The following is a 20,666-nucleotide window of genomic DNA, read 5'->3' on the forward strand; positions in this document are numbered from 1 at the left end:
GTGGGTGGCAGTGCGTGAGTGACAGTGGGCAGCGTGAGGCCGCGTGGGCACGTGAGAAGGCTGGTGCCGTGGGCGGCCGCGGTGCGGCGGCGGGCGGGCTTGGGCAGGTGAGCATTCGCGCGACGGAAGACGGCGGGATAGCGCGCAAGAGGCTGCGCCTGAGCGGCGGTATGGCCCGCGACAGGCGCACCTGAACGGCGGCTGTCGGCATGCGGCCGGGTGGGCGCTCGGGGAAGGCGGATCGCGCCCCGCCAGGTGGCGGGGCGAAGGCTAGGGGGCAAGGGCTGGCGGGCTGGCGGGCGGATGATAGGTGGGAAGTAACCACGGTGGCCAGGTCACCCGCGCCGCAAGTCACCCGCGCGGGAAGTTCGCTCGGGCGGGTGACGGAGCCGCACGTGGGCGGCGAAAGGCGTGCGGGCAGCCTGAAGAGCCCACGAGCGCCGCCGCGATCGACTCGCGTGGCTTGTGGGTGCCAGCGGGCTGGTCAGCCGGAGAACGGGCCGTCTTCTGGGAGGCGTAGGTCTGGCTTCTCCAGCTCCTCCACGTTGACGTCCTTGAAGGTGATCACCCGGACGTTCTTCACGAACCGCGCGGGGCGGTACATGTCCCAGACCCACGCGTCGGACATCCGCACCTCGAAGTACACCTCGCCACCACCGTCGCGGACCTGGACATCCACGGCGTTGGCCAGGTAGAACCGCCGCTCCGTCTCCACCACGTACGAGAACTGGCTGACGATGTCGCGGTACTCGCGGTACAGCGACAACTCCATCTCGGTCTCGTACTTTTCGAGATCCTCTGCGCTCATGAAATCCGCGCCCCTCCTCGCGAGCTCGACCGGTCTCCGGCGACGGAACCCTCATTCTGACTCAACCCGTCGAAGAGGGCATCCACCGGAGGGCTCGTCCGGCCCAGCGCCGCTGCGCTGAGCATCACCTTGTGCGGCGGACGCCGGTTGTGCGCGACCGCCGCGTCCGCGACGTTGGCGTACGACCAACGATGTACCGCACTCGGCCCGTGTTCGGTGAGCGCCGCGCCGTGTTCGGCCGTGCTGTACCCCTTGTGCACGTCGAACCCGTACACCGGATGCTCCCCGTGCAGATCGGACATGATCCGGTCCCTGGTCACCTTCGCCAGCACCGAAGCGGCCGCGATACACGCCACCGCCCGGTCCCCCTTGATCACCGGGACACTCGGGGCAGGCAGCCCCGGCACCCGGAACCCGTCGGTGAGCACGTACCCCGGGCAGGTCCCCAGCCCGGCGACGGCCCGCCGCATGCCTTCGATGTTCGTCACGTGGATCCCCAGCGCATCCACCTCCGCCGGCGGGATCACCACGATGCAGTAGTCCAGCGCCCGCTTCAGGACCCTGTCGTACACCCGATCCCTCGCCAGCGCCGTAAGCAGCTTCGAATCGGTCAGCTCGTCCAACCGCGCGGCGTCACCCGGCTTGAGCACGCACGACGCGACGACGAGCGGGCCGGCGCAGGCGCCACGGCCCGCTTCATCGACCCCGGCCACCGGGCCCAGCCCGCGCCTGTCCAGCGCGGACAACAGACCCCAGGTGGTCTCGCCCCGGACCACGGCCCGGGGCGGTTTGATCGTGGCATCGAGCACCGACGACGACCTGCCCACTGGCTACCGCTTCCGCTTGACCGCCCCGCGCAACCCGGAACCGAGACGGCGGCTCAGCGCCACCGTGGGCCAGGCCGCCACCGCGCCGAAACCGACGGGCACGCCCTGCTGCCACTCCGGCGCGCTCAGGCCCAGCGCGACCGGCTGCGCGTTCTCCTGCGGGTTGGTATCGCTCACCCCGCCCCACCGACTGGGCGGCAACACGATGATTCTGGCCTTGCCGATGATGTTGTCCACCGGGACGACACCCCGCAGCCCGCCGCCGCCCTGACAGCGCGAGTCACAGGAGTCGTTGCGGTTGTCCCCCATCACCCAGACATCGCCCTCGGGCACCGTCACCGGGTCGAACGAGGCCTGCTGCTGGTTACTGGGATCTTGCCAGTGGATGTAGGGCTCGTTGAGCGCCTTTCCGTCCACCACGACCCGGTTCTGCGCGTCACAACATTGGACGGTCTGCCCGCCGGTGGCGATGATCCGCTTGACGAAGTCACGCTCGTCGGGCGGGGCGAGGCCGAACACGGAGCCCACGTTCTGGAAGAACCGGACCACCGGGTTGTCGGAGCGCTGGACCGGGGATTCGTTCTCCAGCCAGGGATCCGGGCCCTTGAACACCACCACGTCGCCCGGCGAGGGGTCGGTGAAGTCGTACGTGATCTTGTCGACCAGGACCTTGTCGCCGTAGCAGCCTGTGCACCCGTGCAGCGTCGACTCCATCGAGGCCGACGGAATCGTGTACACGCGGGCGAAGAACTGCTGGAACACGAAGGCCAGCACCAGCGCGACCACGATCAGGATCGGCAGTTCGACCCAGAAGGACCGCTGCTTCTTCCGCTTACGGTGCCGGCGCTTTCCCTTGCCGCCTTCGTCCGGATCGCGTTCCGGTTCGTCCTCAGCAGAGCTCGAGGGCACAGGCTCGACCACTTCGCCAGGCTACGCGCGAATCAGGACGCGGTCGGGGTCTCGCGACGCTCCTTGATCTTGGCGGCCTTGCCGCGCAGCTCGCGCAGGTAGTACAGCTTGGCGCGCCGCACGTCACCGCGCTTGAAGATCTCGATCTTGGCGATGTTTGGCGAGTGCACCGGGAAGGTGCGCTCCACGCCGACACCGAACGAAACCTTGCGGACGGTGAAGGTCTCGCGGATGCCGCCGCCCTGACGGCGGATGACCACGCCCTGGAAGATCTGGTTGCGCTCGCGGTTTCCCTCGATGACGCGAACGTGGACCTTCAGCGTGTCGCCCGGGCGGAAGTTCGGAATGTCGGAACGCAGCGACTGAGCGTCCAGGGCGTCCAGGGTGTTCATCGGTCTTCCGTCCTCGTCCTTCGTATGTCTGCGTACATCCGGGCGCGGACCTGCTCGGAAAGCGATCGACCCGGGGGCTTAAAGGGCTGCGCGCGCATGGGTGCCCGCGCGCCAACCAATCAAGTATTACAGACGCGTTCGCGGCCGCGTCATCCGGCCTGCGCCTGCTCCTCGCGCACCCGCTCGAGCACGGCGAGGTCCTTCTTGTCCAGACTGCCTTCGGGCAGCCGCTCCAGTAGCTCCGGACGGCGCAGCAGAGTGCGCTCCAGCGCCTGGTCACGGCGCCATCTGTCGATGAGCGCGTGGTTGCCCGAGCGCAGCACCTCCGGCACCGCCAGCTCGCGCCAGACCTCGGGCCGGGTGAAGCTGGGGCCTTCGAGCAGCCCGTCGGAGAACGAATCCTGTGCCGCCGAAACGGGATTGCCCAGCACCCCGGGCAGCAGCCGCACCGTGGCCTCGACCATCACGAGCACCGCGGCCTCACCGCCGACGAGCACGTAGTCGCCGATCGAGACCTCGTCGACCGGCATCCGGCGGGCGGCGTCGGTGATCACGCGCTGGTCGATGCCCTCGTAGCGGCCGCACGCGAAGACCAGGTGCTCTTCCGCGGCGAACTCGTGCGCCATCTCCTGCGTGAACGGCCTGCCGGCCGGCGTGGGGACCACGAGCCTCGTGTTCTCGCCGCAGACCTGGTCGAGCGCGTCGCCCCAGACCTGGGGCTTCATGACCATGCCGGGGCCGCCGCCGTAGGGGGCGTCGTCGACCGCGCGGTGGACGTCGTGCGTCCAGTCCCGCAGGTCGTGCACGTCGACCTGGATGAGGCCGCGTTCGATGGCCCGGCCGAGCAGCGCGGCCCGCAGCGGGTCGAGGTACTCGGGGAAGATCGTGACGACGTCTATCCGCACTGCTGCTCCCCTACTCGGCTTCGTCGAGCAGGCCCTCGGGCGGGTCGAGCACGACCCGGCCACCGGCCACGTCGACGACCGGGACGATCTGGCGCACGAAGGGCACCAGCACCGTGCGGCCGTCCTTGTCGAGCGAGAGCAGTTCACTGCCGGGAGCGTGCACGATCTCCTGGACCGTGCCGATGACCGAACCGTCGGTGAGCTCCGCGCGGAGCCCTTCCAGCTCGTGGTCGTAGAACTCGTCCGGGTCGCCGGTGGGCGGGAGATCGGACGTGTCGGCCAGGAGCAGCACGCCGCGCAACTCCTCGGCCACGTCCCTGGACGGCACCTGCGCGAAAGTCACCAGCAACCGCCCGCTGTGCCAGCGGGCGGTTGCCACGGTGAGTTCACAGGTGTCGCCGTCACGACGGCGGCCGGTGAGCACGGTGCCTTCGGCGAAGCGCAGCTCGGGCGAGTCGGTGCGCACGTCCACGGCGAGCTCGCCCCGGATTCCGTGCGCCTTGGCGACACGCCCGACCACGACGTCCACGGCGGCGCGGTTCAGCGGTCGGTGTCGACGACGTCGACGCGGACGCCGCGGCCACCGATGCCGCCCATGACCGTGCGCAGCGCCGTCGCGGTGCGGCCACCGCGGCCGATGACCTTGCCGAGGTCGTCCGGGTGGACGTGCACCTCGAGCGTGCGGCCACGCCGGGTGGTGATCAGCTCGACCCGGACGTCGTCCGGGTTGTCGACGATCCCGCGCACCAGGTGTTCGAGGGAGTCGGCGAGGAAGCTCACGCCTCCGCCTTACCCGCCTCGTCGGCCTCGGCCTTCTTCGGGGCCTTCTTCTTCGGCGTGGTGGCCTCGGTGGAGGGCTCCTCGCCGGCGGCGGCGAGCGCCGCGTTGAACAGGTCCTGCTTGGAGGGCTTGGGCTCGCGCACCTTCAGCGTGCCCTCGGCACCGGGCAGGCCCTTGAACTTCTGCCAGTCACCGGTGATCTCGAGGATGCGCTGCACCGGCTCGGTCGGCTGCGCGCCGACACCCAGCCAGTACTGGGCGCGCCCGGAGTCGACCTCGATGAGGCTCGGCTCTTCCTTCGGGTGGTACTTGCCGATCGTCTCGATGGCCTTGCCATCCCGGCGGGTGCGCGCGTCGGCGACGACGATGCGGTAGTACGGCGCACGGATCTTGCCGAGGCGCTGCAGCTTGATCTTGACGGCCACGGGTGTGGGTACTCCTTGGTTCGCTTGGTGCTCACTGGTGCCGGGGACGCGATCCGAGTGGGGAAACGGACACAGGTACCCGAAGCAGGGGTCGCCACGGCACGGTGAGAGGGTCCGGCCGAAGCAGGCAAGCGTCAATTGTGCCAGACGCTAAAGGGTGGTCACGCCGAGGGTGGGCAGCAGCATGGCCAGCGCGGGCAGGAAGTTGTTCACCTGGTGCGCGACCACGGCGCCGAGCAGCCGCCCGGTGTACAGCCTGGCCAGTCCGATCGGCAGCGCGATGACGATCAGCAGGGTGGTCCGCAGCGGCTCGAGGTGGCTGGCCGCGAACACCGCCGTGGACAGCAGGAACGCCGCCAGCCTGCCGTACTTCTCCTTGCCCCAGTGCAGCCGTTCGACCGCGCCCCAGAGCAGGCCGCGGTAGATGACCTCCTCGCAGACCGGGCCGAGCAGCCACAGGTAGAGGAACATGATCACGGCCGCGGTGACCGACATCGGCTGGTTCTCCACCAGCGCGCCGATCGCGGAGGTCGAGTTGTCCTCCCCCACCGCGTGGGTCCAGACGTACGCGCCGAGAACCGTGACGACCAGGCCGAGCGCGCCGAACTTCAGGCCCACCCGCACTTCCGCCCAGTTCCACGACAGCCGCAGGTCGAGCACCGGGCCGTTGCCGCGCCACACTGTGATCAACACCGCCACGAGCGCGGCCAGCATGGTCGGCGCCATCGTGCCGATCAGGACGTCGCGGACCGGGGTGGGCTGTCCGGCGGGCACCGGGCCGAGCAGGACGCTGACGAACGCGGCCGAGGCGAGCAGGACGGCTTCGACGAGGAGGAAGGCGCCGAATCCCCAGCGGTGGGCAGGAAAAGCGCGGGGTTCCGAGAGCTCGAGCGACGGCTCCGGGACGGGTTCGTCCGGTTGCGTCGTCGTCACCGGTGACCTCCATCCCCTCCGCCCGGACCAGCCGAGCCTACTGCGCCGGCCGATACCGATCCGACCGGCAGTCACGGCTATCCACCTTGCGAGACCCGGCTCCCGTTGATCGCGCTTGGCCTGCTTCGGTCGGATCGGTAAGCCATCTCGCCGCCGCCGTCAGGACCCGGTGAGCAGCAACAGCGCTGCGGGGAGGTTGTTGGCCGCGTGCGCGACCAGGCTCGCGCCAACGCGGCCGGTGCGCATCCTGGCCAGCCCGATGGCCAGGCCCTGCCCGAGCAACGCGACGGTGCGGGTGGGCTCGCCGTGCACGTAGGCGAAGACGACCGCGGTGAGCACGAGGATCACCCACTGCGGCAGCCGGTGGTACTCCAGCGCGTTCCACAGCGACCCGCGGATGAGCAGCTCCTCGGCCAGCGGCGTCACCACGACCACGATCAGCATGGCGAGCACGAGCCAGATGGTCTCGTTCTCGTCCACGCCCTCGGCGAGGTCGGTCAGCGGGCTGTCGGAGACCCTGTCGACGCCGTAAATGCCCAGCACCAGCAGGTTCAGCAGATATCCCGCGGCCAGCGCGAGCACGCCGCAAGCCAGCCCCACCTTCACGTCGCGCGCCGTGGGCAGCCAGCCGAAGTCGTGTTTCGGGCCCGCGCCCCAGCGGCGCGAGGCGATGACCGGGCCGAGCGCGAGCACCACGCTGGGCAGGAAGGCCAGCAACAGCAGCGGGCCCACGTCGAGCAGCGCGAGCGGGTCGACGCTGGCGCGCCCGGAGCGCAGCGCCGTCATGATCAGTGTGACCAGGTGGTACGTGCCGAGCCCGCCGAAGAACGCCAGGAATCCCCAGTGCGCACCGAAAACCAGGCGGGCGCTGAGCCGGGTTCCGCGGTCTTCCTGAGTCACGCTCCCCCCTTCGGCACTCCCAGGCTAATGGCGCTTCGCTACCGATCGAACCCGTCGCGTGACCGGCCCGTCAACCGGGCCCGGTTCCACCGGGTGGTGTTTCAGCGGACGACGACGCCGTTCAGCACGATGTGGCGCGGGGTGCGCAGGACGCTGAGGTCTTCGCGGGGGTCGCTGTCGAAGACGAGGAAATCCGCCGGGGCGCCGTCCTCGATCGAGGGGTGGCCGAGCCATTCGCGGGCCGCCCACGACGCCGAAGCCAGCGCTTCCGTGCGGGACATGCCCGCGCGCCAGAGCGCTTCGATCTCGTCGACGATGCGGCCGTGCGCGATCATGCCGCCGGCGTCGCTGCCCGCGTACACGGAAACGCCGGCGGACAACGCGGCTTCGACCATTTTCCCGACCCCGGCGTGCAACGCCCGCATGTGCGCGGCGTACACCGGGTACTTGCCGGCCTGGTCGGCGATGCCGGGGAAGTTCTCGATGTTGATCAGCGTGGGCACGAGCGCGGTGCCGCGGCGGGCCATCTCCGCGAGCAGTTCGGCGGAAAGCCCGGTGCCGTGTTCGAGGCAGTCGATGCCCGCGTTGATGAGGCCGGGCAACGCATCCTCACCGAAGACGTGGGCCGTGACTCGCGCGCCGGCATCGTGGGCGATCTTGATGGCTTCGGCGAGTACGTCGTCCGGCCAGAGCGGGGCGAGGTCGCCCACCGAGCGGTCGATCCAGTCGCCGACCAGCTTGACCCAGCCGTCGCCGTCGGCCGCCTGCTCGGCGACCGCCGCGGGCAGCTGCTCCGGGGACTCCAGATCGAGGCCGAGGCCGGGGATGTAGCGCTTGGGCAGGGCCAGATGCCGTCCGGCGCGGATGATCTTCGGCAGATCGGGGCGTGCCTGCAGCGCGCGGGTGTCGATGGGCTGGCCGCAGTCGCGGATCAGCAGCGTTCCGGCGTCCCTGTCCAGCAGCGCGTTCCCGACCGCTTCGTCCACTGTGGTCGGTCCGTGCACGCCGATCGCCGGATGGCAGTGCGCGTCGACCAGGCCGGGGACCAGAAACCCTTCGGACACCACGGTTTCCGCGCCGTCGGCCGGTTCGGAGGTGAACCGGCCGCCGGACACCCGGAGTTCGCGCCGCTCGCCTTCGGGCAGCACCACACCGCGGAAGCGCATTACTTGTTCTTCGGCAGCTTGAACTTCGACGGGTCGAAGCCGGGCACGTCGTTCATCCCACCGCCCAGCTGGGAGAGGTCGGGACCGCCCGGACCACCCATGCCGCCGGGCGGGAGCATCGGCATGCCGCCGGGGAAGCCGCCGCGCACCTTGGGCTGCGTCGGGCCCTTGCCCTTGCCCTTCTTCCCCTTCTTGCCCTTACGGCTCTTGGTGGCGCTGCCGCCACCGCCGAAGCCGAACCGGCCCGCCATCTGCTGCATCATCTTGCGAGCCTCGAAGAAGCGGTTCACCAGGTCGTTGACCTCGCGCACCGCGACACCGGAACCGGCCGCGATGCGCGCGCGCCGGGAGCCGTTGATCATCTTCGGATCGGCGCGCTCGGCCGGGGTCATGCCGCGGATGATCGCCTGCAGCCGGTCCAGCTGCTTGTCGTCGACCTGGGAGAGCTGGTCCTTCATCTGGCCGGCGCCGGGCAGCATGCCCAGCAGGTTGCCGATCGGGCCCATCTTGCGCACCGCGAGCATCTGCTCGAGGAAGTCCTCCAGGGTGAGCTGGCCGGTGCCGAGCTTGGCCGCGGCCTTCTCCGCCTGCTCCTGGTCGAAGGCCTCTTCGGCCTGCTCGATCAGGGTGAGCAGGTCGCCCATGCCGAGGATCCGGCTGGCCATCCGGTCCGGGTGGAAGGTGTCGAAGTCCTCGAGCTTCTCGCCGTTGGAGGCGAAGAGGATCGGCTGGCCGGTGACCTGCCGGACGGACAGCGCCGCGCCACCGCGGGCGTCACCGTCGAGCTTCGTGAGCACCACGCCGGTGAAGCCGACGCCGTCACGGAAGGCCTCGGCGGTGTTGACCGCGTCCTGGCCGATCATCGCGTCGACGACGAAGAGCGTCTCGTCCGGGGTGACCGCGTCACGGATGTCCGCGGCCTGCTTCATCAGCTCCTCGTCGACACCGAGCCGGCCGGCGGTGTCGACGATCAGGATGTCGTGCTGGGCGCGCTTCGCCTCGTCGATCCCGCGGCGGGCCACGTCGACCGGGTCGCCGACGCCGTTGCCCGGCTCGGGGGCGAACACGGCGACACCCGCGCGCTCACCGACGACCTGCAGCTGGGTGACGGCGTTGGGGCGCTGGAGGTCACAGGCGACCAGCATCGGCGCGTGGCCCTGTTTCTTCAGCCACATCGCCAGCTTCCCCGCCAGCGTGGTCTTACCGGAACCCTGCAGGCCGGCGAGCATGATCACCGTCGGCGGGTTCTTCGCGAGGTTGAGCCTGCGGGTCTCCCCGCCGAGGATCGCGACGAGCTCCTCGTTGACGATCTTGATGACCTGCTGCGCCGGGTTCAGCGCCTGCGAGACCTCGGCGCCCTTCGCGCGCTGCTTGATCCGCGCGATGAACTCCCGCACCACGGGCAGCGCGACGTCGGCCTCCAGCAGCGCGATGCGGATCTCGCGCGCGGTGGCGTCGATGTCGGCGTCGGTCAGCTTTCCCTTGCCCCGCAGGTTCTGCAGGGCCGAAGTGAGCCTGTCGGAGAGGGTGTCGAACACGGGGGTGCACGCTCCAGCTGGTCGTGGTTGCTCGGTCCAGGGTAGCGGCCTGCCACGTCCCACCTGCGGGTGCCGCGACCAGTACCAAGACGGTGTTTATCACATTTGCCGGTTTTCCTTAATCTGTCGACAGAATTAGTAAGCTTATGTTTATGACTTTGTTGACGGACGCCCCCGCGGACCAGGACCAGCGGGTGCCGCTGTCCCGGATCACCGCCCTGTTCGAGCCCTACCGGTGGCAGCTGGCCGGGCTGCTCGCGGTGATCGTCGTGCAGGCCGGGCTGGGCGTGGCCTCGCCGTTCTTCCTGCGCCGGATCGTCGACGAAGCGCTGCCGCACCGGGACACCCTGCTGCTCACCGTGCTGGCCGCCGGGATGATCGTCTCCTCGGTCGGCAGCGGGGCGTTCAGCGTGGCGTCGACCGGCATCGCGAACACCGTCGGCCAGCGGGTGATGAACGACCTGCGCGTGGCCGTTTACGGGCACCTGCAACGGATGTCGCTCGCCTTCTTCACCAGGACCCGCACCGGCGAAGTGCTCTCCAGGGTGTTCAACGACATCGGCGGGGTGGACAACGTCGTCAACACGACGGCGAGCTCGCTGGCGCAGAACGGGATCACGACGGTGGCCATCGCGGTCGCGCTGCTGATCATGGACTGGCAGCTCGCCCTGCTGGGGTTGCTCGTGGTGCCGGTGTTCCTGATTTTCACGCTCCGGCTGGGCAGGCGGCGCCGGAAGCTCGCGCGCGGACGGCAGGGCAGGCTCGCGCGGCTGACCACAATGGTCGAGGAATCGCTGTCCGTGTCCGGGGTCCTGCTGTCCAAGACGATGGGCAACGGCGCGGAACTGCGCGCGCGGTTCGCCGCCGAGTCACGGGAAATCTCGCGCCTGGAACGGGAATCCGCGCTCGCCGGTCGGTGGCAGCTCGCTTCGCGGCGGATCTGCCTGACCTGCGTGCCCGCGCTGGTGTACTGGATTTCCGGGATGGCCCTCTCGCACGGCGCGAGCCCGGCGAGCATCGGCACCGTGGTGGCGTTCACCAGCATGCTCAACCGGCTGATCGCCCCGGCCACCGCGATGCAGTCGGTGGGACAGAACCTGTCGACGTCGACGGCGTTGTTCGGGCGGATCTTCGAGGTGCTGGACCTGCCGGTGGAGATCGACGACCGGGCCGGCGCCGGAGAACTGAGCGTGCGCGAGGGCGCGGTCAGCCTGCGCGGGGTTTCCTTCTCCTACGGCGATTCCCCGACGCTGCGCGACATCGACCTGGAGATCCCGGCCGGTTCGACCACAGCGCTGGTCGGCTCGACGGGTTCGGGCAAGACCACGCTGGCGTACCTGGTGGCGCGGTTGTACGAGCCCGGCGTGGGGCGGGTGCTGATCGACGGCGTGGACATCCGCGACGTGACCCTCGAGTCGCTGGCCAGTGCCGTCGGGCTGGTTTCGCAGGAGACGTACCTCTTCCACGCGTCGGTGCGGGAGAACCTGCGGTTCGCCAAACCGGACGCGACCGACGAGGAGATCGAGCGCGCGGCCCGTGCCGCGCACGTCCACGACACCGTGGCGACGCTGCCCGAGGGCTACGACACCGTTGTGGGACAACGGGGTTACCGGTTCTCGGGCGGAGAGAAGCAGCGGATCGCGATCGCCAGGATCCTGCTGCGCAACCCGCCGGTGCTCGTCCTCGACGAGGCGACCAGCGCGCTGGACAACCGCACGGAACGCGCGGTGCAGGAGGAACTCGACCGGCTGGCCGCCCAGCGCACCACCATCACGATCGCGCACCGGCTGTCCACTGTGGAGCATGCGGACCAGATCGTGGTGCTGCACGAGGGGCGGATCGTGGAACGCGGCAAGCACGCGGAACTTCTGGCTCTCGGCGGCCGCTACGCCAAGCTCGTCCGGGGCGATTCCCCTTAAGGCCGGCCCCTCGCCCACCGCCACCCTCAACGGAAACGCTGCGCGTCGCAGTATCGTCCCAATATGCCCGACGACCCAGAACTAGCCGAACTCGCCCGCGTGGTGCGAGAGGGGGTGGGCAGGCTCAGCTGGCGGATGCGGGCCGAACGCGACCGGAAGGGCCCGAGCCCGCTCGTGCTGTCCGTGCTGAGCAGGTTGTACCGGGCCGGGACCCAGACCCCGAAAGCCCTGGCGGAAGGGGAAAGGGTCCAGCCGCAGTCCCTGACCAGGGTGCTCGCGTCGCTGGAGCAGGACGGGCTGATCGCGCGCCGGGCCGACCCCGCCGACGGGCGGCAGTCGCTGCTGACCATCACCGACGATGGCCTGGAGACCCTGCGGGACTACAGCGAGCAGCGCGAACGCTGGCTCGCGAAGGCGATGCTGGACACGCTGACCGAGACCGAGCGCGAGTTGCTGCGCCTGGCCGCGAAGGTGATGGAGCGGCTGGCGGACGTGTGAGCCGCCCGCCCCGGCAGCGGGGATGGCCGTTGCCGGGACGAGGAATCAGGCACCGCGTTCGGCGAGCAGGCGCATCCCGGCGCGGTCGACGTGCAGCACGCACGGCACCAGCTCGGTGTCGGCGTACTCCGACTCGCACGTCAGCTGCGTGATCATGTCCCCGAGCTCGGTGCCGGCCTCGGCGACGTAGAGGAACTCCGGGCAGGGCAGGCCCACGACGAGACGGGTCGTCTCCAGTGAGTGCGACATCATCGAGTAGAAGTCCGGCAGCGCGAGCGCGGAGCCGGCGAACCCGTCGTCGCGGCTCCAGGACAGGAAGTTCCCCTGCCCCGGCACCTCGTGCACGGTGATCCGCAGGCCGCGGACGAGGTTGCCGCGCGCCTCCGCCATCAGCCGCGGGAACGGGGTGTCCATCTCGTCGTAGGCGGCCTTGGTGACGTGGTGCATGGCGTAAGTGCCGTGCCCGGTGCCCGCGACGTTCGCCAGCGCGATGAACAGCTTCGAGGGCACGAGTTCGGTGCAGGGCAGGAAGTTCAGCGTCTCGCTCTGCGGCGACGAGGCGCTCCACAGGATCGGCATCAGCTCACCGTCGCGGGCCTCGGCCATGCGTTCGGCGAGATCGGCTTCGATCATCGAGCGGCGCACTTCTTCGAACGCCTGCTCCCAGCCGCCGGGCGCGGGCCGGGAGAAGCTGTAGGTCCGCTCAGCGTCGGGGAAGGTGGAGGAGAGGAAGACGGCGTCCGCGCGCGAGGGCTCCCATTCGGTGTGCAGGCGGGAGACGTCGCCGGGGTTCAGCTCGTGTTCACGGCGAACTGTCGCCCACGCCTGGCGCACGCCGTCCTCGGCCTTGGTGGGCGCGGGCACGACGATCGGTTCCCCGGCGCCGCGCACCTCGAACGCGACCAGGTTGATGCTGACATCCGTGTTCACCCGGCCATCGTCGCGAAACGGCCCGACACGGGCGGGACCGCCGTACGGGGGCGGCGAGCAGGGGTGGATCGGGTGAAGTACGGGAGAACTGCGGATGGGCGGGCCCCGCACATACTCACGAGGGTGGCTCGCCCCCTCGCCGAGCCACCCTCGTGGTCGCGCCGAAGGTTGTCCGCAAGCTCGTCGCTCGCCGGACCCCCAGTACCTGGCGAGTTCCCTCGGACACCTCCGACGCGATGTCCTCAAGACTGCCGGGCTGGGCGTGCGGCGGGCAGCGTGATGACACCCAAGTAGCCGTAGGTAGTACTACTCAAGTGCCGCCGTCTCGCTTCCGGCGCAGCAGTGGGACACACGCCACCCACAAGCGTGACGCGGGTTTTCCAAGATTTTTTCCGGCCGCCTTCACCGGCGCGTCTTCGAGGCGGAACGGGCCTTTGACGTGGCCTTCTTCGCCTTCGTGGCGCTTTCCTTCGCCTTCTCGGCGGCGGCCTTGGCGCGCACGACCTCGGGCGAGGTGGCCTGGTCGGTGTCCGTGCGCTCCTGCGCGGTCTCCTGCAGCGCCGCGAGCAACTGCTCGACGCCGGCGTCCTGGATCGCGGTTGTGGGCTGCACCACCTCGTGCCCTTCGACCTTCGCGTCGATGAGCGCCTGGAGCGCGGCCGAATAGCCGTCGGTGTAGTCGGCGGGTTCGAAATCCCCGGAAAGGTTTTCGATCAAGTTCGCCGCGGCCGCACCTGTGCCATCCGCACTTCCACGTCCTCGTACAGGAACGGGAAATCGGGCCTACGCACTTCGTCCGGCCAGTGCAGGGTGTCGAGCATGATCACCTGGCCGCGTACGCGCAACGCGCCGAGCGTTTCCTTCTGGCGGATCGCCACCTTCACGATCGCCACCCGGCCCGCCTGCTGCAGCGCCTCGCTAAGCAGCACATAGGGCTTCGTGGCGGGCACTTCCGGCTCGAGGAAATAGCTTTTCACGAAGTAGAGCGGGTCCACCTGAGCCCCGGGAACGAACCCGAGGATCTCGATGGAATGCGCCGTGGGCAAGGGAAGCGCGGCCAGCTCCTCGTCACTGAGGATGACCACGTCGCCACCCGGCATCGTGTAGCCGCGGCCCAGTTCGCCCTGCGGGATCTCGGCGCCGTCGACCTCGCAGATCCGCTTGTTGCGGACCCGCCCGCCGTCCACCGAGTGCAGCTGGTGCAACGACGTGCCGTGGTCTTCGGCGGCACTGTAGGCCTTCACCGGAATGGCCGAGCTGCCGAATCCGATCGTGCCTTTCCACACTGTGCGCATCGGGAAAGCGTATCCACGCGCACCGGCGGGCTAATAGCTACAAACGGGTGTTCGGACCGCCGGATTCCGCCAGGATCTTCGCCAGCGGTTCGCTTTCGCACAGCGCGTCGGCCGAATAGCCGAACGCGCCGGAAGCCGCATGGAGTACCTGGGTCATCGCCTGCACCTGCGACGGCGGCGCGGCGGCCAGTACGCCTTCGCCACCGGCGTCGACGCGGTCGGCGAGCTTGCTCAGCGCGCTGGACAGCAGCCGCTGGCCCGCGACGAGATCGCCGATCACCGCTGCGAGATCCCCGAGCTCCGTGCCCTCGGCGCCGTCGAGTTCGGCGGCGCAAGCGCGGAGGTGGGAAGCGGCCACCGTGAGGGGAAGGACGGTCGGCTCGAGCTCCGGCATGCGCGACATACTGCCATCGCGATCACCCTGAGCCCGGGACGACACGCCCTCCCCCGTTCAGGAAGCGGCGGCGAGCACGGCCTGTTCGACGCGGCGCCGCCACGCCTGGTCGATTCGCCCGCCTCGCGGCGCGATAGCGAACGAGTCGACCACCGCGCTGCCGAGCGTCGCGACCTTCGCCCAGCGCACCTCGGCCTCGCCCGCCTGCAGCGCGCCCGCGACGCGGTACAGCAGCCCGATCCGGTCGGTGGCCCGCAGTTCGAGCACCACCGTGTTCGGCCCGCTGGCCTCGTCGTCGAACCACAGCACCTTCGGCTTGGCCGAGACGCGGGTCGGCTGGTAGTCCCGTTCCTTCGCGGCCAGTTTCTGGTCCAGGGCAAGACCTCCGGCCACCGCGCGGGCGAACTGCTCCCGCAGGAGCGCCGACTCCGGCAGTGAGCCGAACTTGGGCGAGGCGGTGAAGATCCCCGCGCGCCCGTTGCCGTGCCCGCGAAGCTGCGCCGTGTGCACTTCCAGCGAATGCAGCGCCAGCACGCCCGCGGCGGGCGCGAGGAGTTCCGCCCTGGCCGGCACGGCCAGCACGACCGTCGCCACATTCCCCGCCACGGAGATCAGCGCTTCGCCACGACCGGTGCGCACCGCCGTGGCGATCAGCTCGCGCTGCTCGGCCGTCAGCGGTTCGGGCGCGCTGAAACCGTTGCCCTGCATGACCTGCCGGCACCGGTTGACCAGGTTCGCGACCAGCCCGGCCTTCCAGTCTGTCCACATGCCCGGCCCCGTGGCGAGCGAATCGGCCTGTGTCAGCGCCTGCAGCAGTTCGAGCAGCACCACGTCGTCGACGGTCTTCGCGACCCTGGCGATCGTCGCGGGCTCCTCGATGTCACGCCGGGTGGCCGTGTGCGGCAGCAGCAAATGGTGGCGCACCATCGCCGAAACCGTCGCCGAGTCCGATTCGGACAGTCCGATCCGGCGCGCGACCTGTGCCGAGATGGCCGCGCCCAGCTCGGAATGGTCGATGTCGCGGCCCTTGCCGATGTCGTGCAGCAAAGCGCCCAGCAGCAACAGATCCGGCCGGGCCACCGTGGTGGTCAGCTTCGCCGCTTCGACGGCCGTCTGCACCAGGTGCCGGTCCACCGTCCAGGCGTGCACCGGTTCCCGTGGCGGGAGGTCACGGACCGCGCCCCACTCGGGGAACAGTCGGGCCCACAAACCCGTGCGGTCCAACGCTTCCACCGCGTCGATCAGCCCCTCGCCCGCGCCGAGCAGTTCGGTCAGCGCGTCCCGCGCGTCGGCGGGCCACGGGGTGCGGAGCTCGGGCGCCGAATCGGCGAGCGTACGCAGGGTGCCATGGGAGATCGGCACACCCGTGCGGGCCGAAGCCGCCGCGACCCGCAGCAGCAGCGCGGGATCCTTGGCGGGCACGGCATCGCGGGCCAACGCGACCTCGTTGCCGTGCAGCACAACGCCTTCGTCCAGTGGCGTCCGGCTCGGCTTCCGCCCGAAACGCCCGCGTGGTTGCTCCACAGTGGACCGAAGCGCGACATCCACGGCGTAGGCGATGGCACGCCCGGCGCCGGAAAGCTTGCGCGCCAAGGTGAACCTGTCCCCGAAACCGAGTTCGGCCGCGACCAGCTCCGCGTCGGGCGCGCTGAGGATGTCCCGGTCACGGCGCAGTTCACGGCGCATCTCGGTGCGGACGTCGAGCAGGAGTTCCCGCGCTTCGCGTAGTTCCTCGCCCGGCCGGGCGGTCAGCTGCGCGAGCGCGAGCGCGTCGAGCACACCCAGATCGCGCAGCCCGCCCTTGCCGTACTTGAGATCCGGCTCCGCGGACTGGGCGATCTCCCCGCTGCGCTGCCAGCGCTGGCGAGTGGATTCGGCCAGCTCCGGCAGGCGTTTGCGGGCCGTGCGACGCCATTGGTCGCGGGCCGCGGCGGCGAGCCTGCCGGTCAGCTCGGCGTCACCGGCGATGTGCCGCGCGTCGAGCAGGCCGATCGCCGTGCGCAGATCGTCGGACGCGACCTGCAGGGCCTCGCCCGGGGTGCGCACGGAATGGTCGAGGCCGATGCGCGCGTCCCACAACGGGTACCACAGCGCGTCGGCGATTTCGGCGACCCTGGGATTCTGGTTGTGCACCAGCACCAGGTCGAGATCGGAGAACGGCACGAGCTCGCGCCGCCCGAGACCGCCGACGGCGACCAGCGCGACACCCGGTTCCGCGGTGTCCACGCCGGCCGCCGCCGCGGCCTTGCTGAGCCAGAACTCGTAGAGGTCGACCAGGGCGGCCCGGAGCGCGTTCGCCCCGAGCCTGCCGTGCCGTCCTTCCAGCAGGCGGTTCGCCGCCTTGGCGAGTTCCCCCCCGAGAACCATCCGTCGTCCTACAACGCGTCCGTGCCGCGTTCGCCGGTGCGAACCCGGACCACGGTCTCGACGGGAGTCACCCACACCTTGCCGTCACCGATCTTGCCGGTGTGCGCGGCGTTGACGATCGCCTCGATGACCTTCTCCACGTTCGCGTCGTCGGTGACGACCTCGACCCGCAGCTTGGCCACGAAGTCCACGGCGTACTCCGCGCCGCGGTAGACCTCGGTGTGGCCCTTCTGCCTGCCGTAGCCCTGCACCTCGCTGACCGTCATGCCCAGTGCGCCGAGCTGTTCCAGCGCCGCGCGGATGTCGTCGAGCGTGAACGGCTTGACGATCGCGGTGATCAGCTTCATGCCTTGCTCCCTTCCAGTGCGGCGCCGTCCTTCGACGGAACCGGTGCCGGGCTGTTCCCGCCGCTGCCACCGAAGGCGGGGCCACCGAAGTCATACGCGCTTTCCGCGTGCTGCGCTTCGTCGATGCCGCTGACTTCGTCCTCAGTGGACACCCGGAACCCGCCGGCCTTCTTGATGATGAAGCCGAGGATGAGCGTGATCACGAACGAGTAGCCCAGCACCGCGAACGCGGCCACCGCCTGCTTGCCCAGCTGCGCGAGCCCGCCGCCGTAGAAGAGCCCGTCGGCGCCGAGGGAGTTCACGCTGGTGGTGGCGAAGAAACCGATCAGCAGGGTGCCGACGAGACCGCCGACGAGGTGCACGCCGACCACATCGAGCGAGTCGTCGAAACCGAAGCGGTACTTGAGCGAGATGGCCAGCGCGCACAGCGCACCGGCGATGACGCCGATCGCGATGGAGCCGAGCGGCGTGACGAAACCACACGCCGGGGTGATCGCGACCAGGCCCGCGACGGCACCGGACGCGGCGCCGAGCGTGGTCGGTTTGCCGAACTTGAGCTGCTCCACGATCAGCCAGCCGATGACCGCGGCGGCCGTCGCGACCGTGGTGTTCGTGAACGCGACACCGGCGAGGTCACCCGCCGACAGCGCGGAACCGGCGTTGAAGCCGTACCAGCCGAACCACAGCAAAGCGGCGCCCAGCAACACGAACGGCACGTTGTGCGGGCGCCCGGTGTCACGCGGCCAGCCCTTGCGCTTGCCCAGCACGATCGCGAGCGCGAGCCCCGCCGCACCGGCGTTGATGTGGACCGCGGTACCACCGGCGAAGTCGAGCGCCTTGAGCTTGTTGGCGATCCAGCCGCCGGCCGAGTCGGCGCCCATGAAGCCGTCGAACGAGAACACCCAGTGCGCCACGGGGAAGTACACGATCGTGACCCACACGACGACGAACAGGCACCAGCCCCAGAACTTCGCGCGGTCCGCGATCGAACCGGAGATCAGCGCCGGGGTGATGATCGCGAACATCAGCTGGAACATCGCGAAGGCGAGCACCGGCAGCGCGTCACCGCCCGGCCACGGCACGGCCGCGGACGTGTCGGTCGCCGCGGTGGCGAACCCGGCCAGGTGGCCCCAGGTGTTCGCGAACCCGGCGTGTTCGAAGTTGCCGATCAGCCCGCTGAACGCGTCGGTGCTGAACGTCTCGCCGAAGCCGTAGAGCACCCACAAGACCGACACGATCGCGAGGCAGATGAAGTTCATCATGAGCATGTTCAGGACGCTCTTCACGCGAACCATGCCGCCATAGAAGAACGCCAGCCCTGGTGTCATGAGCATGACCAGCGCGGCGCTGGCCAACACCCATGCGGTGTCTCCTGCGTTCAGCACATCGTCCTCCCGGAATCGAGATATTGACGGGGAGTCTCGATTTGCGGTGTTTCACCGGGCGGCATCCGACGTTTCGCGGGCGTGAACTCCTGTCTCCCGCTTGTTACGGGAACGTTTCCTGGGCGGCGGCGAGTTGTCCCGGTTCACGAAACGTCGTCGTCAGATACGCTGCGTGAACCGTTCCGGAACGACTACGGCAGGAGTGTGAATGCCGCAGCGGGAAATGCCGCTTCCGGTCGTGGAAGCGTTGCGCTGTTCGGTCTGCGGCGAGCCCGTCGCGCGGGACGGAAGTGGCCTGCGCTGCCCGCGTCGGCACACTTTCGACCTGGCGAAGCAGGGTTACGTGAATTTGTTGCACGCCGGGGTTCCCGCGGGCACGGCCGACACCGCGGAAATGGTGGCGGCGCGGGTGGAATTCCTCGGCGCCGGGCATTACGCCGCGATGGCCGATCTCGTCGCGGACCAAGCCGCGGGAACGCGGGGGCTCGTGGTCGACGCCGGCGCGGGCACGGGCTACTACCTCGCGCGCGTGCTCGATGGCTTGCCGGACGCGACGGGGCTGGCGCTGGATGTTTCGGCCCTGGCGTTGAGGCGCGCGGCGAAAGCACACCCGCGTATCGGCGCGGCGGTGTGGAACCTGTGGGAGCCGTGGCCGGTCGCGACGGGTTCGGCCACGCTGATGCTCAACGTGTTCGCCCCGCGCAACGGCGCGGAGTTCCACCGCGTGCTCGCGCCCGGCGGGCGGCTCATCGTCGTTTCCCCGCTGCCGGGCCATTTGCGGGAACTGGCGGCGGTGGTGGATCTGCTCGAAGTGGACGAGCGGAAGGACGAGCGCCTCGACGCGGCGCTGTCGGCTTACTTCGAGCCGGAACAGCGCTTCGAACAGCGCGAGACGCGCACGCTCTCCCCCGACGACGCGCGCCGCGCGGTGCTGATGGGCCCGAACGCCCATCACCCCGCGCGGCTGACCCGGCTCGGCGAACTCACCGGGTCCGTCGACGTGACGACGGCCTTCCTGGTTTCGGTCTACCGACGCAAGGACGTCACAACGCCGACAGCGCCTTGAAGTCCTCGTCCGTGAGGCTGATACCGGCGGCGGCCACGTTCTCTTCCAGGTGCGACACCGAACGCGTGCCCGGGATCGGCAGCATCACCGGCGAACGGCGCAGCAGCCACGCGAGCGCGAGCTGCGCGGGCGAGGCGTTGTGCTCCTTCGCGGAGTTCTCCAGCACGCTGCCCGGCTCGGCGAGTTTGCCGGTGGCGATCGGGAACCACGGGATGAACGCGATGCCCTTGCTCTCCGCGTACTCCAGCACGGCCTCGTGCTTGCGGTCGGCGAGGTTGTAGAGGTTCTGCACGCTCACGATCTCGGCGGTCTTCGCGGCCTCCTCGATCATGTCCGGGTCCACCTCGGACAGCCCGATGTGCCGGATCTTGCCCTCCTGCTGCAGCGCGCGCAGCTCGCCGACCTGGTCGGCCACCGGCACCTTCGGGTCGACGCGGTGCAGCTGGTAGAGGTCGATGCGCTCGAGGCCGAGCCGGCGCAGGCTCATCTCGACCTCCTGGCGCAGGTACTCGGGGCGCCCGACCGGGATCCACTTGTTCGGCCCGGTCCGGACGAAACCGCCCTTGGTCGCGATGACCAGATCCGCCGGATACGGGTGCAGGGCCTCGCGGATGATCTCCTCGCTGACGTACGGGCCGTACGAGTCGGCCGTGTCGATGAGGTTCACACCCAGCTCGACCGCGCGCCGCAGCACCGCTTTGGCGCCTTCGCGATCCGACGGCTCACCCCACACTCCGGGACCGGTGATCTGCATCGCGCCGTAGCCGAGCCGGTGCACGGGAAGGTCCCCGCCGAGTCGGAAAACTCCTCCTGGTGCGGTCTGTGTGTCCGTCATAACGCGAGGTTACCCACTCTCACTGACCGGAAGCCTTGGCTCACGAT

23 protein-coding genes are annotated in these 20,666 nt (G+C 69.6%); 3 read left to right on the forward strand and 20 right to left on the reverse strand.

Annotated features, from left to right (window positions below; genetic code table 11):
* Nucleotides 1–484 precede the first annotated feature (484 nt).
* The 12 genes from FPZ12_RS38880 to ffh form a co-directional block, all read right to left on the reverse strand.
* The gene (locus FPZ12_RS38880; RefSeq protein WP_027946358.1) at nt 485–808 is read right to left on the reverse strand and encodes a DUF2469 domain-containing protein; all 324 of its coding nucleotides are present in this window, start codon (nt 806–808) and stop codon (nt 485–487) included.
* Nucleotides 805–1,584: a ribonuclease HII gene (locus tag FPZ12_RS38885; RefSeq protein ID WP_144755653.1), complete on the reverse strand. Its 780-nt coding sequence runs from the start codon at nt 1,582–1,584 to the stop codon at nt 805–807. The genes FPZ12_RS38880 and FPZ12_RS38885 overlap by 4 nt, the downstream gene beginning before the upstream one ends.
* Nucleotides 1,585–1,638: 54 nt before the next feature.
* Complete coding sequence (lepB, locus tag FPZ12_RS38890; protein ID WP_144755587.1) at nt 1,639–2,556, reverse strand: signal peptidase I; 918 nt, start codon at nt 2,554–2,556, stop codon at nt 1,639–1,641.
* Between the two features lie 20 nt (nt 2,557–2,576).
* On the reverse strand, nt 2,577–2,936 hold the full coding sequence (gene rplS, locus FPZ12_RS38895; RefSeq protein WP_144755589.1) for a 50S ribosomal protein L19: 360 nt from the start codon (nt 2,934–2,936) through the stop codon (nt 2,577–2,579).
* A gap of 149 nt (nt 2,937–3,085) precedes the next feature.
* On the reverse strand, nt 3,086–3,841 hold the full coding sequence (gene trmD / locus FPZ12_RS38900; protein WP_144755592.1) for a tRNA (guanosine(37)-N1)-methyltransferase TrmD: 756 nt from the start codon (nt 3,839–3,841) through the stop codon (nt 3,086–3,088).
* A 10-nt stretch (nt 3,842–3,851) separates the two neighbouring features.
* Complete coding sequence (gene rimM, locus FPZ12_RS38905) at nt 3,852–4,370, reverse strand: ribosome maturation factor RimM (RefSeq protein ID WP_144755595.1); 519 nt, start codon at nt 4,368–4,370, stop codon at nt 3,852–3,854.
* An 11-nt stretch (nt 4,371–4,381) separates the two neighbouring features.
* The gene (locus FPZ12_RS38910) at nt 4,382–4,621 is read right to left on the reverse strand and encodes an RNA-binding protein (protein ID WP_020671256.1); all 240 of its coding nucleotides are present in this window, start codon (nt 4,619–4,621) and stop codon (nt 4,382–4,384) included.
* Nucleotides 4,618–5,046 carry a 30S ribosomal protein S16 gene (gene rpsP / locus FPZ12_RS38915; protein ID WP_144755597.1) on the reverse strand — a complete coding sequence of 143 codons (429 nt, stop codon included), beginning with the start codon at nt 5,044–5,046 and terminating at the stop codon, nt 4,618–4,620. The genes FPZ12_RS38910 and rpsP overlap by 4 nt, the downstream gene beginning before the upstream one ends.
* Nucleotides 5,047–5,196: 150 nt before the next feature.
* Nucleotides 5,197–5,979, reverse strand: a complete 783-nt coding sequence (locus FPZ12_RS38920; protein WP_144755601.1) for a CPBP family intramembrane glutamic endopeptidase — start codon at nt 5,977–5,979, stop codon at nt 5,197–5,199.
* Nucleotides 5,980–6,138: 159 nt separating this feature from the next.
* The gene (locus FPZ12_RS38925; protein ID WP_243770250.1) at nt 6,139–6,879 is read right to left on the reverse strand and encodes a CPBP family intramembrane glutamic endopeptidase; all 741 of its coding nucleotides are present in this window, start codon (nt 6,877–6,879) and stop codon (nt 6,139–6,141) included.
* 101 nt (nt 6,880–6,980) lie between these two features.
* Nucleotides 6,981–8,045, reverse strand: a complete 1,065-nt coding sequence (locus FPZ12_RS38930; protein WP_144755603.1) for an amidohydrolase family protein — start codon at nt 8,043–8,045, stop codon at nt 6,981–6,983.
* Entirely contained in the window at nt 8,045–9,583 is a 1,539-nt protein-coding gene (ffh, locus tag FPZ12_RS38935; RefSeq protein ID WP_144755606.1) for a signal recognition particle protein, read from the reverse strand. The genes FPZ12_RS38930 and ffh overlap by 1 nt, the downstream gene beginning before the upstream one ends.
* Nucleotides 9,584–9,735: 152 nt before the next feature.
* Here ffh and FPZ12_RS38940 point away from each other — a divergent pair, with 152 nt between their 5' ends.
* Together FPZ12_RS38940 and FPZ12_RS38945 are read left to right on the forward strand one after the other, a co-directional pair.
* A complete protein-coding gene (locus FPZ12_RS38940; RefSeq protein WP_144755609.1) occupies nt 9,736–11,502 on the forward strand; it encodes an ABC transporter ATP-binding protein in 1,767 nt (588 codons plus the stop codon).
* 63 nt (nt 11,503–11,565) lie between these two features.
* Nucleotides 11,566–12,000 (forward strand): MarR family winged helix-turn-helix transcriptional regulator, encoded by a 435-nt coding sequence (locus tag FPZ12_RS38945; RefSeq protein WP_144755612.1) that lies wholly within the window; start codon nt 11,566–11,568, stop codon nt 11,998–12,000.
* A gap of 45 nt (nt 12,001–12,045) precedes the next feature.
* On the opposite strand, the gene FPZ12_RS38950 is transcribed toward FPZ12_RS38945, so the two are convergent.
* The 7 genes from FPZ12_RS38950 to FPZ12_RS38975 form a co-directional block, all read right to left on the reverse strand.
* Nucleotides 12,046–12,930 carry a hypothetical protein gene (locus FPZ12_RS38950; RefSeq protein WP_144755615.1) on the reverse strand — a complete coding sequence of 295 codons (885 nt, stop codon included), beginning with the start codon at nt 12,928–12,930 and terminating at the stop codon, nt 12,046–12,048.
* A gap of 402 nt (nt 12,931–13,332) precedes the next feature.
* Complete coding sequence (locus tag FPZ12_RS47030; protein ID WP_341771262.1) at nt 13,333–13,647, reverse strand: Ku family protein; 315 nt, start codon at nt 13,645–13,647, stop codon at nt 13,333–13,335.
* Nucleotides 13,644–14,225 (reverse strand): non-homologous end joining protein Ku, encoded by a 582-nt coding sequence (gene ku / locus FPZ12_RS38955; protein ID WP_341771263.1) that lies wholly within the window; start codon nt 14,223–14,225, stop codon nt 13,644–13,646. The genes FPZ12_RS47030 and ku overlap by 4 nt, the downstream gene beginning before the upstream one ends.
* Nucleotides 14,226–14,262: 37 nt before the next feature.
* Entirely contained in the window at nt 14,263–14,619 is a 357-nt protein-coding gene (locus FPZ12_RS38960; RefSeq protein WP_144755618.1) for a hypothetical protein, read from the reverse strand.
* A gap of 57 nt (nt 14,620–14,676) precedes the next feature.
* A complete protein-coding gene (locus FPZ12_RS38965) occupies nt 14,677–16,986 on the reverse strand; it encodes a [protein-PII] uridylyltransferase (protein WP_144755621.1) in 2,310 nt (769 codons plus the stop codon).
* Between the two features lie 8 nt (nt 16,987–16,994).
* Nucleotides 16,995–17,333 carry a P-II family nitrogen regulator gene (locus tag FPZ12_RS38970; RefSeq protein ID WP_091513500.1) on the reverse strand — a complete coding sequence of 113 codons (339 nt, stop codon included), beginning with the start codon at nt 17,331–17,333 and terminating at the stop codon, nt 16,995–16,997.
* Complete coding sequence (locus FPZ12_RS38975) at nt 17,330–18,718, reverse strand: ammonium transporter (protein WP_166463054.1); 1,389 nt, start codon at nt 18,716–18,718, stop codon at nt 17,330–17,332. Before FPZ12_RS38975 ends, FPZ12_RS38970 begins: the two co-directional genes overlap by 4 nt.
* Before the next feature lie 208 nt (nt 18,719–18,926).
* On the opposite strand from FPZ12_RS38975, the gene FPZ12_RS38980 reads away from it, so the two are divergent.
* A complete protein-coding gene (locus tag FPZ12_RS38980) occupies nt 18,927–19,784 on the forward strand; it encodes a putative RNA methyltransferase (RefSeq protein ID WP_243770251.1) in 858 nt (285 codons plus the stop codon).
* Here FPZ12_RS38980 and FPZ12_RS38985 read toward each other — a convergent pair.
* Nucleotides 19,762–20,619 carry an aldo/keto reductase gene (locus FPZ12_RS38985; protein WP_144755624.1) on the reverse strand — a complete coding sequence of 286 codons (858 nt, stop codon included), beginning with the start codon at nt 20,617–20,619 and terminating at the stop codon, nt 19,762–19,764. The genes FPZ12_RS38980 and FPZ12_RS38985 overlap by 23 nt on opposite strands.
* Between the last annotated feature and the right edge of the window lie 47 nt (nt 20,620–20,666).

Origin of the sequence: Amycolatopsis acidicola (assembly GCF_007713735.2) — a bacterium.
Lineage (GTDB): Bacteria > Actinomycetota > Actinomycetes > Mycobacteriales > Pseudonocardiaceae > Amycolatopsis_E > Amycolatopsis_E acidicola.

Bases quoted from the DNA above. Each gene is read 5' to 3' on its own strand.
- FPZ12_RS38880 (WP_027946358.1), bottom strand. From the start codon at position 808: ATGAGCGCAGAGGATCTCGAAAAGTACGAGACCGAGATGGAGTTGTCG.
- FPZ12_RS38965 (WP_144755621.1), bottom strand. From the start codon at position 16,986: ATGGTTCTCGGGGGGGAACTCGCCAAGGCGGCGAACCGCCTGCTGGAA.
- FPZ12_RS38970 (WP_091513500.1), bottom strand. From the start codon at position 17,333: ATGAAGCTGATCACCGCGATCGTCAAGCCGTTCACGCTCGACGACATC.
- rplS (WP_144755589.1), bottom strand. From the start codon at position 2,936: ATGAACACCCTGGACGCCCTGGACGCTCAGTCGCTGCGTTCCGACATT.
- ku (WP_341771263.1), bottom strand. From the start codon at position 14,225: ATGCGCACAGTGTGGAAAGGCACGATCGGATTCGGCAGCTCGGCCATT.
- FPZ12_RS38945 (WP_144755612.1), top strand. From the start codon at position 11,566: ATGCCCGACGACCCAGAACTAGCCGAACTCGCCCGCGTGGTGCGAGAG.
- FPZ12_RS38940 (WP_144755609.1), top strand. From the start codon at position 9,736: ATGACTTTGTTGACGGACGCCCCCGCGGACCAGGACCAGCGGGTGCCG.
- FPZ12_RS38985 (WP_144755624.1), bottom strand. From the start codon at position 20,619: ATGACGGACACACAGACCGCACCAGGAGGAGTTTTCCGACTCGGCGGG.
- FPZ12_RS38930 (WP_144755603.1), bottom strand. From the start codon at position 8,045: ATGCGCTTCCGCGGTGTGGTGCTGCCCGAAGGCGAGCGGCGCGAACTC.
- FPZ12_RS38960 (WP_144755618.1), bottom strand. From the start codon at position 14,619: ATGCCGGAGCTCGAGCCGACCGTCCTTCCCCTCACGGTGGCCGCTTCC.
- FPZ12_RS38980 (WP_243770251.1), top strand. From the start codon at position 18,927: ATGCCGCAGCGGGAAATGCCGCTTCCGGTCGTGGAAGCGTTGCGCTGT.